This is a genomic window from Aliidiomarina haloalkalitolerans, assembly GCF_003987315.1.
Taxonomy (GTDB): domain Bacteria; phylum Pseudomonadota; class Gammaproteobacteria; order Enterobacterales; family Alteromonadaceae; genus Aliidiomarina; species Aliidiomarina haloalkalitolerans.
Genome location: NZ_PIPI01000002.1, coordinates 247,169 through 264,068, shown reverse-complemented (window position 1 = coordinate 264,068; position 16,900 = coordinate 247,169). Strand labels below are relative to the sequence as shown.

Sequence of the window (16,900 nt, the reverse complement as noted above, 5' to 3'; positions counted from 1 at the left end):
CTTGCTGCGGCAGCACGCCACAAGGTTAAAAACTAACGGCATTGCAGGGGTTTACCCTGCATTGCTGCTTAAATTGGTCTTATCTGTCAACTTCTGTCCTTTCTTGCTAGGTATTCCGCTGTTAAACTCGATATAATAAGTTGTGTATGCAACTTGCTATTATGCGAGTTCTACCCGAGCAAATTAACCCCAAAAAAATCTGCTAACCCCAGAAGAGGACGTCATGAGTAAACGCGCTGCATTTAATTGGCAAGACCCATTCCTTATGGATTCGATGTTAACGGACGAAGAACGAATGATCCGTGACAGTGCACACGCCTATTGTCAGGAAAACCTGATGCCGCGAGTGCTGATGGCGAATCGGGAAGAGCGTTTTGATCGCGAAATCATGACCGAAATGGGTGAAATGGGTTTGCTCGGTGCAACGATTCCAGAAGAGTTTGGTGGTGCGGGTGTCAACCACGTGTGTTACGGACTTATCGCTCGTGAAGTTGAACGTGTTGATAGCGGCTATCGTAGTGCCATGAGCGTACAGAGCTCGTTGGTCATGTACCCAATTAATGAATTTGGTACGCAAGCGCAAAAAGAAAAGTATTTACCGAAGCTTGCCAGTGGTGAGTGGGTCGGTTGTTTTGGCTTAACCGAGCCAGATGCTGGCTCAGACCCAGCAAGCATGAAAACCCGTGCGGTGAAGGTTGACGGCGGCTATCGCTTAACGGGTAGCAAAATGTGGATTACCAATAGCCCAATCGCCGATGTCTTCGTGGTTTGGGCCAAACTCGACGGCGTTATTCGCGGCTTCGTGTTGGAAAAGGGTATGGACGGCTTGAGCGCACCAAAAATCGAAGGCAAGTTCAGCTTGCGTGCATCGATCACGGGTGAAATCGTGATGGACAACGTTTTCGTACCCGAAGAGAACATGTTCCCAGAAGTGACGGGTTTGAAAGGTCCTTTTAGCTGCTTGAACAAGGCGCGTTACGGTATTTCATGGGGTGCGCTAGGTGCTGCAGAATTCTGTTGGCAGGCGGCTCGTCAATACACCATGGATCGTATCCAATTCGGTCGTCCGTTGGCAGCCACTCAGCTGATTCAAAAGAAATTAGCGGACATGCAAACTGAAATCAGCTTAGGCCTGCTTGGTTCTTTACAAGCCGGTCGTTTAGCGGACCAAGGTTTATTAGCCCCAGAAACCATCAGCTTAATCAAGCGTAACAGCTGTGGTAAAGCGCTCGATATCGCTCGTGTAGCGCGTGATATGCATGGCGGTAACGGAATTGCGGACGAATATCATGTCATTCGCCATGTGATGAACCTTGAAGCAGTGAATACTTACGAAGGCACTCACGACGTGCACGCCTTAATTCTAGGCCGTGCGCAAACTGACCTTGCTGCATTCGGTTAATTATCATGAGCCAAACGGTGCAACCTTTACAGGAGCGCCTAAATACGGCGCTCTTTGGTAATCCTTTACCGCAAGTAGACGATTTACCAGACCTCGACGCGCTGGGCATTACCCCAGCGCAACTCTTTGACTGGGTAGACACGCAGCTAACCAGTCGTGTGCTCGACCTCCATTCCCGCGAACTACAAGCAGCCGGCGAAAGCTTCTATACCATTGGTTCCGCTGGCCACGAGGGTAACACCGCAATAGCGGCTGCCTTTCGCCACAATGACATGGCGTTTCTCCATTACCGTTCCGGTGCGTTTTTCATTCAGCGCTTGAAGCAGGTGCACGGCAGCACGCCGATTTACGACATGTTGTTGAGTTTTGCCGCGAGTAAGGACGATCCTATTTCTGCTGGCCGCCACAAAGTACTCGGTAGCAAAGCAGCGTTTGTACCACCGCAAACCAGCACAATTGGCTCGCATTTGCCGAAAGCGGTGGGTATGGCGCACAGCATTGGTTTGGCTAAACGCCTAAACCATGACGGTGAAGTGCCACATGACGCTGCGGTACTGTGCAGCTTCGGTGACGCATCGGCCAACCACTCAACCAGCCAGGGGGCGATCAACACTGCCTGTTGGACTGCTTATCAAAGTATGCCGCTGCCGCTGGTGTTTGTTTGTGAAGACAACGGCATTGGAATTAGCACAGCCACACCGCACGGTTGGATTGAGCAAAGCTTCAGTCGGCGCCCCGGCTTAAATTATGTCAGCTGTGATGGCCGCAACTTACTGTCGGTTTATGCAGCGGCGAAAGAAGCCGAGCGTATTGCGCGCAAACGCCGTCAGCCAGTGTTCTTGCATATGAAATGTGTGCGCCTTTATGGCCATGCAGGTTCTGACGCTGAAATGACCTACCTCAGCAAGGATCAAATTGCCCATAATGAAGCCAATGACCCGTTGCGTACGAGCTTAGCGTTGCTTGAGGCCTATGGCATTGCCACCCGAGCGCAAATGCAGGACTACTTGAATGCGCTCTTTACGCGCGTGCGAGCGGTCGGCCGTGAAGCGATCTATCGTGACAAGCTGAAGGACAGTCGCGAAGTCATGGCTTCGATTGCGCCACAGCGCTCGGAGCAGCCAATTCCGCCGCCACTAAGCGGTGAACAACGGCAACAGCTTTTTGCTCATGAAAAACATAACATCGGCAAACCGCAAACACTGAACAAGTTGCTGAACTGGGCGTTGCATGACCTGTTTGCGCAATACCCTCACGCCATCATGATGGGTGAAGATATTGGTAAAAAAGGCGGCGTGTATGGTGTGACGAGTCGCTTAGTCAATCAGTTTGGTCCTAACCGCATTATGAATACCTTGCTCGACGAGCAAAGTATTTTAGGCATGGCCATTGGTGCAGCTCACAATGGCTTCTTGCCAATGCCGGAAATCCAATTTTTGGCCTATGTGCATAATGCCGAAGACCAAATTCGCGGTGAAGCGGCGACCTTATCGTTTTTCAGTTCTGGCCAATACACCAACCCCATGGTTATTCGTGTTGCAGGCTTGGCTTACCAACGTGGTTTTGGTGGTCACTTCCATAACGACAATAGCTTTGCGGTGTTTCGTGACCTACCTGGCGTTGTCGTTGCTTGCCCGTCGAATGGTGCGTCAGCGGCTAGAATGCTGCGTGAAGCGGTTCGTTTAGCGGATGAGCAAAAGCGGGTGGTGATCTTCCTTGAGCCCATCGCCTTGTACAACCAAAAAGACTTGTACGAAGCGGGTGATAACGGCTGGATGTTTGATTATCCAGACCCACATGAGCGCATTGGCTTAGGTGAAGTTAGTGTCCATGAGAGCAATACTAAAAGTGCGAGCGGAAAGGCTGACTTATGTATTGTCAGTTATGGCAATGGCTATTATCTGTCACGCCAAGCGCAAAAGGAGCTGGCTGATAATGGCGTGAAAAGTCGTGTCGTTGATTTAAACTGGCTGCATCCATTACCCATGGAAAGTCTGCTGATGGCGATTAGCGATTGCCCGAATATTCTGATTGTTGACGAATGTCGGGAAACCGGCTCGGTGTCTGAAGAATTGTGGACGCGGTTGCAAGAAGCCGGTGTGCAAGCTCGACTTGGTCGTTTATGTGCGGATGACTCATTTATTCCATTGGCGAAGGCCGCTTACCATGTGTTACCCGCAAAAGATGGCATTGTCCGTGCTGCACAAGCGCTGATTTGGGGGCAGGACTCTCCAGATGCCGATACGATTGCAGGCTTGCGAGCAAATTCGAGCAAAGGCGGTACGTTAAAGCCGGGCGCTAAAATCGGTAGTAAAGGGCAAGCAGGAGAGAAGTCATGAGCCGTGAAAAATTACGTGCTTTAGTCGTTTGCCCTGGGCGGGGAACCTATAACCGTGCTGAGTTGGGCTATTTGGCGACTCATCATGGTGACCGTAAGGATATGCTGGATCGGTTAGATGCCATCCGTAAAGAGCAGGGCGAAACCCCTATTCAAGAGCTTGATAGTGCCAAACTGTTTAAGAGTCGCGAGCATTTGGCTGCGAACAACGCTGCCCCCCTAATTTACGCCTGTTCGTACAGTGATTTTTTAAGCATTGATCAAGACCGTTTTGAAATCGCTGCGGTGACGGGTAACAGCATGGGTTGGTACATTGCTTTAGCGTGTGCCGGCGCCCTCGATGCTGAAAAAGGCCTTGAACTGGTTGGCGGTATGGCCGCGCTTACTGGTGGTCAAGAAGGGGGTGGTCAAAACTCTGGCAGCCAAGATCTGGGAGGTCAGTTGATTTACCCAGACGTGAATGACGACTGGCAAGCGGATGCTGAGCGTCAGGCACTGATAGAGTCGCTGCTGCACCATAGTGACGACGATAAGCGTTTATACCGTTCCATTCGCTTTGGTGGCTACCAAGTACTGGCGGGACCAGACAGCGCAATTAAGCACGCCATGACGGTACTACCGCCGCTGGATGATCGTTATCCGCTGGTATTGCCGGGCCACAGTGCCTTCCACACGTCACTGATGGCGGATGCAAGCAAAAAAGCACTCGAAGTTTTTGCGAAGGACTTCTTCAGCGCACCTAAAGTACCGATGATTGATGGCCGCGGCGTTATTTGGCAACCGCTTGGTACCGATGTTGAAGCGTTGCGCCAATACACCTTGGTCCACCAAGTTTGTGAAACCTACGATTTCAGTCAAGCAATCCTGACTGGGGTGAAAGAGTTTGCACCGGATGTGATTATTTTGACCGGTCCAGGTGCGACCATGGGTGGTGCGGTAGCGCAAGCATTGATTGCCGAAGGTTGGCATGAAATGCACAGTAAAGCGGACTTTATTGCCCAGCAGAAAGATGCGCAGGCGAAAGAAGAATACCCGTATATCATCTCGCTAGGCATGGAACAGCAGCGCGCGCTCGTGAGCAAATGAGCACGCTGATGCCCCACAAGCGTTAGCGCATACAAGCCACAAGCGCGTTAGCGCTTATAAGGGACAAGCGTTAGCGCTTATAACGGACAAGCGTTAGCGCTCACGAAGGACAAACGCGCTAGCGGTTATAGGGGAATAATACAGTCCACCGGACAGACCGGAATGCACTGAGGTTGATCGTAATAACCTTCACACTCAGTGCATAAATCTGGGTCGATCACATAAATACTGCTACCCATAAAAATTGCTTCGTTTGGGCACTCCGGCACACACATATCGCAGTTAATGCAGTCATCAAGAATTTGTAACGACATTAAGACACCTCGGTGATTTGTATCGGCACTGTCGTTTGTGGCTCAGCAACAGCAAATAATTGACGAAGTAACATCGCATGTTCAAGTGGCAGGTTGTCGTGATCAGTAGGTAATGGCAGCCACACCACATGTCCAGAACCCGGTGCAGCCACAAGTTGCATACCGTGCTTGTCTTGCAGGTTTTGCAAAGTAAAGCTGTGGTTACCCGCTGTGGTCATCAGGACTAAGGCGTCACCAAGCTCGAAGCGATTTTTAACGTCAACTTTCGCAAACGTTACACCACTGCGCACGTCAATATTGCCGGTAAATTCACCGACAAACTGTTGCTCGCCTTCGCTATGGCTTGTTGCATAGTTCTGTAACTCGGATTGCGACACATGGCGACGCAGAAAGCCTTCGGTAAAGCCGCGATTGGCCATACCATTGAGCTCATGCAATAACGCTTCATCGAATGGTCGGCCAGCGACGGCGTCGTCGATGGCGCGCCGATAGACTTGTGCGGTACGAGCAACGTAATAGGGCGACTTGGTACGGCCTTCAATTTTCAGTGAATGCACGCCCATAGCGGTCAGCTCGGCCACATGCTGTACCGCTCGTAAGTCCTTCGAGTTCATAATGTACGTGCCATGCATGTCTTCAAACATGGGCATGTATTCGCCGGGTCGCTGCGGTTCTTCAAGCACCACGGCATCCTGTAGTATTTGCGGTAGCGGGTTAATTTGGCCAACGGCGTCTTCGATTGCCGGTGTGACCTTGTATTGCCAACGACAGGAGTTGGTGCAGGCGCCTTGGTTCGGGTCGCGCTTATTGAAATACCCTGACAATAGGCAGCGCCCGGAGTACGCCATGCATAGCGCACCGTGGACGAAAATCTCAATTTCCATGTCGGGTACTTGGCGACGAATTTCGGCAATTTCTTTTAGGCCGAGCTCACGAGAAAGAATGACCCGTTCAATGCCTTGTTGTTGCCAAAACTTAACCGCTGCCCAATTGACGGTATTTGCTTGCACGGACAAGTGCAAAGGCATGTGTGGGAAATGTTCACGGAGCAGAAAAATAACGCCAGGGTCAGACACAATCAGCGCATCAGGACCCAATTCAACAACTGGGCGAATGTCTTCGACAAAGTTAATCAGCTTAGCGTTATGCGGGGCAATGTTGCAGACCACATAAAGCTTTTTCCCCAGAGCATGAGCTTCTTGAATTCCAATCGCTAAGGTATCGAGATCGAACTCATTATTGCGCACGCGCAAACTAAACCTTGGTTGGCCGGCATAGACTGCGTCTGCACCATAGGCAAAAGCCATGCGCAAGGCATTGAGGTTGCCGGCTGGCGATAATAATTCTGGAATATGTGTCATGGTTTAACTCGTAGAACTCACCCTAGCTTACAATTGCGGCTATTTTAAGCAGGCCCATGAGAGACATGTTGATCTGGCGCAAAGCAGGGAGCGTTAGCGCTGAAAAATACCCCTGTCGAGGTATGCCTCCACCCCTTTTCGGCTATAAACTAAACTCAGTAAAACGCATACCATGTGTGTGTACGCCGAGCTGCGTTATCTAAACCTTCCAATATTGAAGGCATGATGCGACAGCCGTGGCAATTCCGCCACCAGGGTGAGTTTGGAAACGAACTGACCTCCCGAAATTTGGAAAGGTGTGAACATGCTCACAGATAAATATTCGCGTCGCTTTACGTACCTGCGCCTGTCGGTTACGGAAAGCTGCAACTTCCGCTGTAATTACTGTCTCCCTGACGGTCCCGATTGTGTGTCTCGGAAAGAGGAACTGACCCTCGAAGAAATTCGTCGAGTGGTCACTGCTTTTGCCCAAGCCGGAACGCGAAAGGTGCGCATTACTGGAGGCGAGCCGGCGTTGCGCAAGGATCTCACCGAAATCATCGCAACCTGTAAAGCGGTGCCAGGCATTGAGGAAGTTGCGATTACAACCAACGGTTATCGCTTAGAGCGAGACCTCGACCGTTGGATCGACGCCGGGCTTGATGCCATCAACGTGAGCGTGGACAGCTTAGACGCTGGCACCTTCCAAATGATTACCGGTGATAGCCGCCTCGATAGTATTTTGCGAGGTATCGACCTTGCCCTTGAGCGTGGCCTGAAACGGGTCAAAATTAACAGCGTATTGCTGCGAGATTATAACGCTGCTGAGCTACCGCAGTTTTTAGAGTATGTAAAAACTCGTCCGGTTGCTCTGCGGTTTATCGAGCTGATGCAAACTGGCGACAACCGCGCCTACTATCAGCGTAATCATGTTCGTGGCGAAGACATCAAACAGCAGCTGCTCAATGACGGTTGGGTGCAAACCATTAAGCCAACCACAGCTGGCCCTGCACAGGAATTTACTCACTCGGACTTTGCCGGTCGTATGGGTTTAATCATGCCCTACAGCAAAGACTTTTGTGATGACTGTAACCGTTTACGCGTGTCGTCGCGCGGGCAATTATTTATGTGCTTGTTTGCCTCAGAGCACAATAATTTGCGCCCGTTTTTGCAACAGGATGACCCCGCTGCACTGATTCAGCATCTGCAAGATGTGTTGCAAGGCAAAGCTGCGAGCCATCATTTGCACGAAGAATTCACCGGAGCAACTCGGCACTTGGCGATGATCGGAGGCTAAGCATGCAACCGTTCAGCTGTATTCTTCTCGCTGGGGGGCTCTCCTCTCGGATGGGGCGTGACAAAGCCTTGCTGCAGTTACCGAACACTACCGATTCGGCTTCGAATGATGTCAATGACTTGCTGCAACATATGATGCATCTTGCACAACTTAGTGGTGCGCAGCAAGTTGTGGTGAGTCGCGATCCCAACCTCCGGGTTGCGGCCCATGCGGACTACCAATTCGTTGCTGACCAATTTCCGCGTTTGGGTCCTTTAGCAGGACTGCATGCTTGTCTACCTCAGTGTCACTACGAGCGCGTGTTAGTGTTGCCTGTCGATATGCCCTTGCTATCGGTCGGATTACTTACGAACCTGGCAAGCAGCACAACTTCAAGTTATTTCGCAGGTTATGAAATGCCATGTCTGTTGTATCGAAGTGACGCCTTGCAGCATTTTTTATTGGAACAGTTAACTTCGCAAACAGCACGTCGCTCGGTGCGCAGTCTTTTGCATTGGTTAGATGCGGAGGCGCTGCCCATTCCAAGTCACACCATTCCAAGTCACACCATTCCAAGTCACAACATTCCTAGTGACAACAATGAGTTCACCTTGATGAACACCAATTCACCGAGTGACTGGCAAATGTTTATCGAGTTACGAGCGCACCAGCGAAACACACAAAGCAGAATGCAGGACGGAGAACGCGGGAGGAACGAACCATGAGTCACAAAGTAAAATCATTTTTACCGCTAAAAATTGCAGTTATGACGGTGTCTGATTCGCGTACAGCTGCGAACGATAGTACCGGTGACATGCTTGTGCAAGCGCTCCAAGAACAAGGTCATGAACTGGTAGAGCGGACAATCACAAGCAATGACTGCTATCAAATTCGTTATCAGCTGAGTGCGTGGATCGCGAGTGCCGAAGTACAAGTGGTACTGATTAACGGCGGTACCGGCTTTGCTGCGAACAATGCAACTGTCGCAGCAATTACGCCTTTATTCGATAAAGTCGTCGATGGCTTTGGCGAGATCTTTCGCCAGCTAAGTTTCCAAGATATTGGCAGCGCAGCTTTGCAGAGCCAGGCGATAGCGGGCCTCGCGAACGAGACTTTAATTTTCGCCATGCCAGGTTCAGGCGGTGCAGCGAAATTGGCTTGGGAACAATTGATTAAGCCGCAACTCGACGCGCGCCAAGGACCATGCAATTTTGTCGCCCACGTAAAGAATAGCCCGGTAAATAGCTGCAACCCCACTCAACACCTTTTGAATGGATAATTCATTTATGAACGACAACAAACTGACCCACTTAGACGCTGCTGGCGCTGCGCATATGGTCGATATCACCGACAAAACCGTTACTCGCCGTGAAGCCATCGCGGTTGCGCGGGTCATAATGAATGGCGATGTGATGGCGCAACTGCAACAAGCTGCAGCTAAAAAAGGCGACGTACTGGCGACGGCGCGCATCGCTGGCATCATGGCCGCCAAAAGAACGAGCGATTTAATTCCGCTTTGTCACCCATTAGCCCTGAACAAGGTTACCGTCGATTTTGAACTCGACAGCGTGAATAACGAAGTTCGGATTCTGACTCGCTGCGTGGTTGAAGGGAAAACAGGCGTGGAAATGGAAGCGTTAACAGCTGCTAGCGTGGCAGCGCTAACCATTTATGACATGTGCAAGGCCGTCGACCCAGCGATGACAATCACAGATATCGGTCTACACGAAAAGCTTGGCGGTAAGCGCGGTCATTGGCAACGAGAGAGCGAGGGGAGTCGTTAACATGATTAAAGTATTGTTCTTTGCAGTTTTGCGTGAACGCTTAGGCACCAGTGAAGTCGTCGTCCAAGACTTTCACGGCAGTACGGTTGCAGACCTTATTCAGCACTTACAGCAGCGCTCGCCAAAGTGGCAACAAGAGCTTGCTTCACAAGACGTTTTAGCCGCAGTGAATCAACAACTCGTGAGTCATGCGCATGTTGTAGAAGCGGGTAGTGAAGTGGCATTTTTCCCACCGGTGACGGGTGGTTAACTCGGTTGCTTAATAACAGTTACTAATATGGAAGCGAGAAGACATGCAAGATGTGAAGATTCACGTACAAGAAGCTAACTTTGATGTCGGAGACGAGTACCGCTACCTCGCTGATGACGCGAAATTTGGCGCTGTGGTTACTTTTACGGGGCTTGTCCGTGAACTTCAAAGTGGCAACTTAACCGCTATGACGTTAGAGCATTATCCCGCCATGACTGAGAAAGCGTTGACTGCAATTGTTAGCGAGGCGCAAGAACGTTGGCCACTCGGTCGCGTAACCGTGATTCACCGGGTTGGTCGCTTAACCTTGAATGAGCAAATTGTGTTTGTTGGGGTCGCTAGTGCACACCGTAATGCGGCCTTTGCAGCTGCTGAATTCATCATGGATTTCCTGAAAACTCGCGCGCCGTTCTGGAAGAAAGAACACACAAATGACGGTGAATACTGGGTGGCCGCCAAAACCACCGATGACCAAGCAGCGGCTCGCTGGCAGTTACAGGCAAAGAAGGATTAATCCGATGCGCATACGGGTTTTCGCTATTATCATAACTGTATTACTTAGCTTGAGTTATGCGCACGCCAATGAGTTAAGAGTGGCGGCGGCTTCCGATTTACGCTGGGTGATGCCGCAGCTCGTGGCAGAATTTTCTCAGCAAAACCAGCTCACAAGTGGTCAGGTTCAAGTTATTTATGGGTCTTCCGGACGCTTGTTTGGCCAAATTCAAAATGGCGCACCATTTCATATTTTCTTCGCTGCCGATGAAAGTTTCCCAGTTGCATTGGTTGCCGGTGGTGGGGCTGAAGGGAACGTTTTTGTTTATGCACAAGGCGGATTAGCGCTATGGTCACGCCGACAAGCATGGGATTCAGAATTAGAAGCAGGAGCCGATTTACTCCGCAGCCGCGGTCGGATTGCGATAGCGAACCCACAACATGCACCTTATGGTCGTTTGGCATTCGCATGGCTACAAAGCTTAGCCGAGTGGCCGCAGTTGGAAAGTCGTTTGGTGTATGCTGAAAGCGCGGCGCAAGCAGCGCACTTTGTCCGCAGTGGCAGCGCCGAGGTTGGCGTGCTTGCAAAAGCGTTAACCGAGCATGAGGAAATGCAACATGGCCATATTCGTCAGCTTCCCGAAGCACCAAAAGTACAACAAGCTATGGTGATTACCCGAGCGGGAGCAGACAACGAGTTAGCGCATTTATTCTATGCCTTTATTGCGAGTGATCAGGGACAGGCGATCTTTGCCCAAGCTGGGTTTTATCCGAGTAAGGAGCAAGAATGAGCGCAAATGATCTGCAAGCCATCTGGTTAACCTTGCAACTTGCGGCAGTGTCGACGGTCATTCTCTTGATTCTATCCTTGCCCTTAGCTTGGTGGCTCAGCCAAACCACGAGCCGCTGGCGAGCTCTTGTGGAGGCGACTGTGGCTTTGCCGCTGGTCTTGCCGCCGACCGTACTTGGTTTCTACTTACTGGTTGCTCTGGGACCAGAAGGCTTTATTGGTGGTAGTTTAGAAGCACTCGGTATGCAGCATTTGGCGTTCAGTTTTACCGGTTTGGTCATTGGTTCGGTGGTGTATTCGTTGCCGTTTGCAGTGCAGCCATTGCAAAATGCGTTTGCCAGTGTGCCCCGCGAGTTATTGGAAGCTGCCGCGTGCCTGCGCGCTCGCTTTTTTGACCGCTTCCGGCACTTAGTGTTGCCGCTCGCAAAACGCGGCTTTATCACCGCCGCAGTACTTTCGTTTGCCCACACCATTGGCGAGTTCGGTGTCGTCCTGATGATAGGTGGCAATATCCCGGGTGAAACGCAAGTGGTGTCAATTGCTATTTATGATCATGTTGAAGGGCTTAATTACGGTGCAGCTAATCAGTTGTCGTTGTGGCTGCTAGCGTTTTCACTGGTGGTGTTGTTAATTGTGTATAGCCTCAACCGTGGTCAGGCGGTAATGAAGTTGCGGGGGGCGTAGTGATGCAGAATGCAGAGACTCATGCAGACCTGCATGAAAACCAGAAAACGAACCACACAGCGAACGCAGACTTGCAAAAGCAAGAATTCCTGCGCCTCGACATTGACGTTCACCGTGGTGATTTTCACTTACAGGCGAAACTCGATTTACCCACGACAGGTATTAGCGCGATATACGGCCCATCAGGCTGCGGTAAAACAACGTTGCTTCGCGTGATTGCAGGGTTAGAAACACAGGGTGTGAATGGCCGCATCCAGTTTGCTGCAGAGTCTTGGTTAACCGCACAGCAAGTTATGGCGGTCGAAGATCGCAACATTGGTTTTGTTTTTCAGCGACCCGCTTTGTTTCCGCACTTAACTGTATTGGAAAACCTTGAATTCGCTTGGTGTCGAGCGCCGCAAGCGCGCAAGCAGCACTTACGTTCTGGCCCGTTATGGGTTGCCGAGCTCACCGGTATCAATGAATTATTGCAGCATAAGCCAGCGCAACTGTCGGGCGGGCAGCAGCAGCGCGTGGCCATTGCGCGGACGCTGCTCAGCTGCCCCCAGTTACTATTGATGGACGAGCCGCTTGCAAACCTCGATCGCAAGGCTAAGCTCGAATTAGTCCAGGTGCTCCAACGTGTACAAAACGTCCTGCAAATTCCAATTCTCTATGTTTCTCACAATGCCGAAGAAGTGCTCAGGCTAGCCGACTATTTAGTCTTTATGGAAAAGGGGCAGGTGATTACCCATGGTGAGTTCGTGTCTGTGTTGCAGTCTGACGAAGGCTTTGCCCGCTTAGGTGGGGAAAATGTATTGGCGGCCACAGTAGTTGAGGCGGTGTCGGATGCACCGGTGGAAGGGTCTGCAGGGGTAAACGAATTGCTCCACCTAACCATCGCTGGTCAGTCGATGCGACTGCCGAACCCAGATTGGCAGCGGAACCAGATTGCGAGTTTAAAGCAGCGACGCCTGTTGATTGCGGCCGAATCGATTGGCCTCGCCCGCACGCCACCCAGTGACACAAGCATTAGCAACGCGTTGCCCGCACAAATTATCGCTCTCAAGCCAGCACTGCATCCAGCCGAAAGTCGAGTATTACTTGAGCTCGCGGATGGTCAGCGCTGCAGCGCGCTAATTACCAAACATTCACTGCAACGCCTGCAATTTCAAGAAGGCGAGCAGGTAGTCATGCTGATTAAAGCCGTTGCCAGTCACTAAAGAACCGTTTGAATTATGGGGCTGGAAGAAATTGCTACGAAGAATGTAAATCTATTTTTGAAAAGTTGTTACCAACGGTAGAATTTACCCTGATCTAAACCTATAGTAGTAGTCTCTCGGCCAGTAACTTAACGGCCAGTAACAACAAGCAGGTACAGGTGTGGCAGGGAATATTTCAGCAGAATCGATGTTTCTGCGACTGGCCGATGCGTTAACGCGTAGCGGTTATAGTGACTTTTTCAATACCTTAGTTCTCGAGTTGGGGAAAATACTCGACGTCGAGTATGTGCTGATAGCAGATACAGTCGAAAACCCGATGACCGCCCGAACTTTAGCCTTGATGTCGCATGGTGAATTACTCAACAATATTTCCTATAACCTCAAAGGCAGTCCGTGTGAAACTGTGCCTGAACGCGAATCGTGCGCTTATGAGGGCGGAGTGGCGGAGCTCTTCCCTGATGATCATTTGTTGGTTGAATTAAACGTTCAAAGTTATATCGGCATGCCGCTGCTCACGTCCGATGGCCGCAAACTTGGAATTCTCTCGGCCATGTCGACTCAAGCGGTTCACTTTGATGAATTGGCACGGGAAGTACTTCGGATTGCTGCCGCTCAAGTCGGCTCAGAGCTGGAGCGCTCGAGTCAACAGGAGCAAATCAAAGCGTTAACTTATCGAGACTCATTGACCGGCTTAACGAATCGACGCGGATTACACGAACTGCTTTTAGACCATCATCCAGAGACGATCTTTCTCGCGGATGTGCGTCGTTTTAAGGCCATTAACGACGTGTATGATTCCGGTGTTGGCGATGAGGTGCTGCGTGCAGTTGCCGACCGTCTGCGCCAGTATGTCAGTGCTGAGACTATCGTTGCGCGAGTTTCGAGTGATGAGTTTGCGATTTTGCCAGCGGCAGCTGATTTAGCCTCGCAAGTTACGGCAGGCTTGTCCTTCATTGAACAAGCCGAAGCCTATGGTAGAGAAATTGCCTTGTGGTTCGAAGCCCCTATTTTGGTCGATAACAATGAGTTTCATATCGATTTTACAATCGGCTGTGCCAGTCAGCCCGCGGCCATGTCAGAACACGACAAAACTTTGACGGGAGCTGAAATTTTGCGGCGTGCAAGCGTCGCTGTCGCCGACGCGAAGGCGCGCCAACAAGATTTTGCATTTTTTAATACCAGCATGATGAGTGCTATGGAGTATCGTCAGCTGTTGTTTGAGCGCTTTCGCAAAGCGCTGCGAGAAGAGCAGTTCGAACTCTATTATCAGCCTGTCTTTGCTTTAGATGAACGTAAAGTAGTTGGCGCTGAGGCATTATGTCGTTGGTACGACGATGAATTTGGTTGGATTAGTCCGCTCGATTTTATTGCAATTGCGGAAACTCGCGGGTTGATGCAGTCGCTGGGAGATTGGGTATTAAAAGAAGCGTGCCGACAATTAGTCGCGTGGAATACTGCGGGTCATCCATTACCGGGTCGCCTGGCGGTCAACATTTCCAATAAACAATTGGAGAGCAACGATGTGGTTGAGCGCTTCCAAGCCATCACCGCAAACGTAGCCAAAGAAAACCTGCTGTTGGAACTTACCGAAACCGCAATGATGCGGGCGCCAGAGTTAAACTCCAAGCGCATTCGTCAACTTCACGACGTCGGCTTTCATTGGGCAATTGATGACTTCGGAACAGGCTACTCGTCACTTTCCTATTTAAGCCAGCTCAAAGCTTCGGTGTTAAAAATCGATCGGTCATTTGTGTCAAAAATTGGCAACAACCCTCAAGATGAAAGCATTATCCAAGCGATTATCGCAATGGCAAAAGCATTACAGATTAACCTTATTGCCGAAGGCATCGAAACGGATGCGCAGCTTGAGTACCTGACAAAACATGGTTGCAACGATGGGCAGGGCTATTTACTGGGTCGCCCAGTCCCTGCGAGCGAATTCGCGCAACTTTGGCTTACTTAAGGGCTTACTTAATCGGCGCAGTTAGCACTTCAACAGAAACTTGCTCACCCGGTTGCACTGAATCTTGCTCCTGACTAAGCAGGATTAAGCAGTTGCCATGAACTAATGAACTCAGCATCCCAGAGCCTTGTGCTCCAGCGCTGTAGACTCGGTTTACGCCATTTTCGCAGCGTAATATACCGCGTTGAAAATCGGCACGGCCGGGCCGTTTTTTCAATAACTCACCAGCTTCCGCAGTGATGATCATAGGTTTATATTCACGCTCACCTGCGAGCCGGCGCAGGGCAGGTAAGGCAAGTTGTTGAAAGGTCACGGTTGCGGAAACAGGATTTCCAGGCAGGCCAAAAAACCAAGTGCCGTTGACTTTACCAAAGGCAAAAGGCTTGCCTGGTTTCATGGCGACTTTCCAAAAGCCGACAGCACCGAGTTCATCAATGACTTGCTTTGTGTAGTCGGCGTCACCGACAGAAACACCACCTGAGCAGACAATGGCATCGGCTTTCGCAGAGGCTGTCATAAAGGCATCGGCAATTTCTTGTTTATTGTCGGGAATCAGCCCCAAATTCAAAACATTAAAGCCCATGCGTTCGATCATGGCGTGCAGAACGAAACGGTTGCTGTCGTAGATTTGGTCAGCGCGTTTAGGCTGGCCGGGCTGAACGAGCTCGTCGCCAGTTGAGAACAAGGCAATAGTGAGCTGTTGCTTGACTGCGACTTCGGCAATCCCGAGTGATGCTAACAGGCCGATATCGACCGGTGTGAAGCGGTGACCAACGGCAAACACTGCGGCACCAATTTTGAGTTCTTCACCTTGGCGGCGGATGTTCTGGCCGACTTTGGCATTCACTTGAAAACGAATTTGCTTCGGACTGCCTGCTAAAACCTCAGTGTCTTCCTGAGGAATAACAGTAGATGCCGAAGCCGGAACTTGTGCACCAGTCATAATGCGGATGCATTCACCGGGCTTTAATTCCCCCTGAAATGAATGCCCAGCGAGCGCCTGGCCGACTAAGGTTAATGTGCTACCGGGTTCGCTTAAATCATCCGCACGCAATGCATAACCGTCCATGGCCGAATTGTCGTAAGAGGGGATATCGACGGTCGAGTCAATCGGTTGAGCTAAAATGCGATCGACGGCGTCGCTGATCAATACGGTCTCGATTTCTGCGGTCGGTTGAATGCTGTCCAACATTTGTTGCACAGCTTCACGAACAGATAGCATACTAATTCCTTAACTGCCTTGCTGATTAACCATCCAAACTGCAGCTTCAACGCGCGAACGTAAGCCCAGTTTTTTCAATAAGTGCTTCACGTGAACTTTCACCGTACCGTCAGAAATATCCAACTCGCGGGCGATTACTTTGTTGCTCATGCCTTTGGCAATCAGCGAGAGAATTTCATATTCACGATTCGTCAGATTGTTTAAATCGGCTTGCTGACGCGGTGCCGGTTTACGAATTGCGGTCGCCAGAATTTCAGTCACGGCTTCACTTAAAACCATTTTACCGTCTAGTGCGCGACGCAATTGCTCGAGCAACTTTTCTGGGTCCATGTCTTTTAATAAATAACCGTCCGCACCCGAGCTGATCGCTTCGACGACGTCTTCGTCTGCATCGGAAACAGTCAGCATAACGATCCGTGAAGTCACGCCAACTTTACGCATACCTTTGAGTGTTTCCAGTCCGTCCATACCGTGCATATTCAAATCGAGTACAATTAAATCTGGATCGAGATCTTCCGCAAGTTGAATCGCATCTGGCCCGTTGTTGGCTTCGGCAACCACCTCTATGTCACTTTCAAACTCAAGGAGTTGTTTTAAGCCTTTCAGTAACAGTGGATGATCGTCCACTAACATCACACTGGATTTGTCTGTCATGTTTCTATCCCCAATTAAACTTACCGGAGGTATATCCTCGGTGCCGCCTATTACCTCTTAGTGTGGCCTGTAAAACTTTGACCTATATCATAGTTTTTGACCA

General features: G+C 50.5%; 17 protein-coding genes and 1 riboswitch. Of the genes, 13 read left to right on the top strand and 4 right to left on the bottom strand.

Features of this window, described 5'->3' with window-relative positions; translation table 11 throughout:
- The first annotated feature begins 223 nt into the window (after window positions 1–223).
- From CWE06_RS05500 to CWE06_RS05490, 3 genes are read left to right on the top strand one after another with little or no spacing between them, the layout of a single operon-like run.
- The gene (locus CWE06_RS05500) at window positions 224–1,402 is read left to right on the top strand and encodes an acyl-CoA dehydrogenase (RefSeq protein ID WP_126791968.1); all 1,179 of its coding nucleotides are present in this window, start codon (window positions 224–226) and stop codon (window positions 1,400–1,402) included.
- A 5-nt stretch (window positions 1,403–1,407) separates the two neighbouring features.
- Window positions 1,408–3,741, top strand: a complete 2,334-nt coding sequence (locus tag CWE06_RS05495) for a dehydrogenase E1 component subunit alpha/beta (RefSeq protein ID WP_126791966.1) — start codon at window positions 1,408–1,410, stop codon at window positions 3,739–3,741.
- A complete protein-coding gene (locus CWE06_RS05490) occupies window positions 3,738–4,826 on the top strand; it encodes an ACP S-malonyltransferase (protein WP_126791964.1) in 1,089 nt (362 codons plus the stop codon). Before CWE06_RS05495 ends, CWE06_RS05490 begins: the two co-directional genes overlap by 4 nt.
- Window positions 4,827–4,951: 125 nt before the next feature.
- Here CWE06_RS05490 and CWE06_RS05485 read toward each other — a convergent pair whose 3' ends face one another.
- Both CWE06_RS05485 and trhP read right to left on the bottom strand, forming a co-directional pair.
- On the bottom strand, window positions 4,952–5,140 hold the full coding sequence (locus tag CWE06_RS05485; RefSeq protein WP_126791962.1) for a YfhL family 4Fe-4S dicluster ferredoxin: 189 nt from the start codon (window positions 5,138–5,140) through the stop codon (window positions 4,952–4,954).
- Window positions 5,140–6,501: a prephenate-dependent tRNA uridine(34) hydroxylase TrhP gene (trhP, locus tag CWE06_RS05480; protein ID WP_126791960.1), complete on the bottom strand. Its 1,362-nt coding sequence runs from the start codon at window positions 6,499–6,501 to the stop codon at window positions 5,140–5,142. The genes CWE06_RS05485 and trhP overlap by 1 nt, the downstream gene beginning before the upstream one ends.
- 171 nt (window positions 6,502–6,672) lie before the next feature.
- Window positions 6,673–6,816, top strand: a riboswitch (molybdenum cofactor riboswitch).
- Here trhP and moaA point away from each other — a divergent pair.
- From moaA to CWE06_RS05430, 10 genes are all read left to right on the top strand, one after another.
- The gene (gene moaA / locus CWE06_RS05475; RefSeq protein ID WP_126791958.1) at window positions 6,806–7,777 is read left to right on the top strand and encodes a GTP 3',8-cyclase MoaA; all 972 of its coding nucleotides are present in this window, start codon (window positions 6,806–6,808) and stop codon (window positions 7,775–7,777) included. Its footprint overlaps the riboswitch before it by 11 nt.
- Before the next feature lie 2 nt (window positions 7,778–7,779).
- Window positions 7,780–8,481, top strand: coding sequence for a molybdenum cofactor guanylyltransferase (locus tag CWE06_RS05470; RefSeq protein WP_126791956.1), 702 nt, complete (start codon window positions 7,780–7,782; stop codon window positions 8,479–8,481).
- Window positions 8,478–9,035 (top strand): molybdenum cofactor biosynthesis protein B, encoded by a 558-nt coding sequence (moaB, locus tag CWE06_RS05465; protein ID WP_126791954.1) that lies wholly within the window; start codon window positions 8,478–8,480, stop codon window positions 9,033–9,035. Before CWE06_RS05470 ends, moaB begins: the two co-directional genes overlap by 4 nt.
- A 7-nt stretch (window positions 9,036–9,042) precedes the next feature.
- Window positions 9,043–9,540, top strand: a complete 498-nt coding sequence (moaC, locus tag CWE06_RS05460; protein ID WP_126791952.1) for a cyclic pyranopterin monophosphate synthase MoaC — start codon at window positions 9,043–9,045, stop codon at window positions 9,538–9,540.
- Window position 9,541: 1 nt separating this feature from the next.
- Window positions 9,542–9,790, top strand: coding sequence for a molybdopterin converting factor subunit 1 (gene moaD, locus CWE06_RS05455; protein WP_126791950.1), 249 nt, complete (start codon window positions 9,542–9,544; stop codon window positions 9,788–9,790).
- Window positions 9,791–9,833: 43 nt separating this feature from the next.
- Window positions 9,834–10,304 (top strand): molybdopterin synthase catalytic subunit MoaE, encoded by a 471-nt coding sequence (gene moaE, locus CWE06_RS05450; protein WP_126791948.1) that lies wholly within the window; start codon window positions 9,834–9,836, stop codon window positions 10,302–10,304.
- Between the two features lie 4 nt (window positions 10,305–10,308).
- Window positions 10,309–11,073 carry a molybdate ABC transporter substrate-binding protein gene (gene modA, locus CWE06_RS05445; RefSeq protein ID WP_157981141.1) on the top strand — a complete coding sequence of 255 codons (765 nt, stop codon included), beginning with the start codon at window positions 10,309–10,311 and terminating at the stop codon, window positions 11,071–11,073.
- On the top strand, window positions 11,070–11,756 hold the full coding sequence (modB, locus tag CWE06_RS05440) for a molybdate ABC transporter permease subunit (protein ID WP_126791944.1): 687 nt from the start codon (window positions 11,070–11,072) through the stop codon (window positions 11,754–11,756). The genes modA and modB overlap by 4 nt, the downstream gene beginning before the upstream one ends.
- A gap of 2 nt (window positions 11,757–11,758) precedes the next feature.
- Window positions 11,759–12,958: a molybdenum ABC transporter ATP-binding protein gene (locus CWE06_RS05435; protein WP_241972495.1), complete on the top strand. Its 1,200-nt coding sequence runs from the start codon at window positions 11,759–11,761 to the stop codon at window positions 12,956–12,958.
- A gap of 160 nt (window positions 12,959–13,118) precedes the next feature.
- A complete protein-coding gene (locus CWE06_RS05430; protein WP_126791940.1) occupies window positions 13,119–14,921 on the top strand; it encodes a putative bifunctional diguanylate cyclase/phosphodiesterase in 1,803 nt (600 codons plus the stop codon).
- Between the two features lie 4 nt (window positions 14,922–14,925).
- Here the strand turns inward: CWE06_RS05430 and moeA are convergent, their stop codons facing one another.
- Both moeA and narL read right to left on the bottom strand, forming a co-directional pair.
- Window positions 14,926–16,143: a molybdopterin molybdotransferase MoeA gene (gene moeA / locus CWE06_RS05425; protein ID WP_126791938.1), complete on the bottom strand. Its 1,218-nt coding sequence runs from the start codon at window positions 16,141–16,143 to the stop codon at window positions 14,926–14,928.
- A gap of 9 nt (window positions 16,144–16,152) precedes the next feature.
- Window positions 16,153–16,797: a two-component system response regulator NarL gene (narL, locus tag CWE06_RS05420; protein ID WP_126791936.1), complete on the bottom strand. Its 645-nt coding sequence runs from the start codon at window positions 16,795–16,797 to the stop codon at window positions 16,153–16,155.
- Window positions 16,798–16,900: the final 103 nt, after the last annotated feature.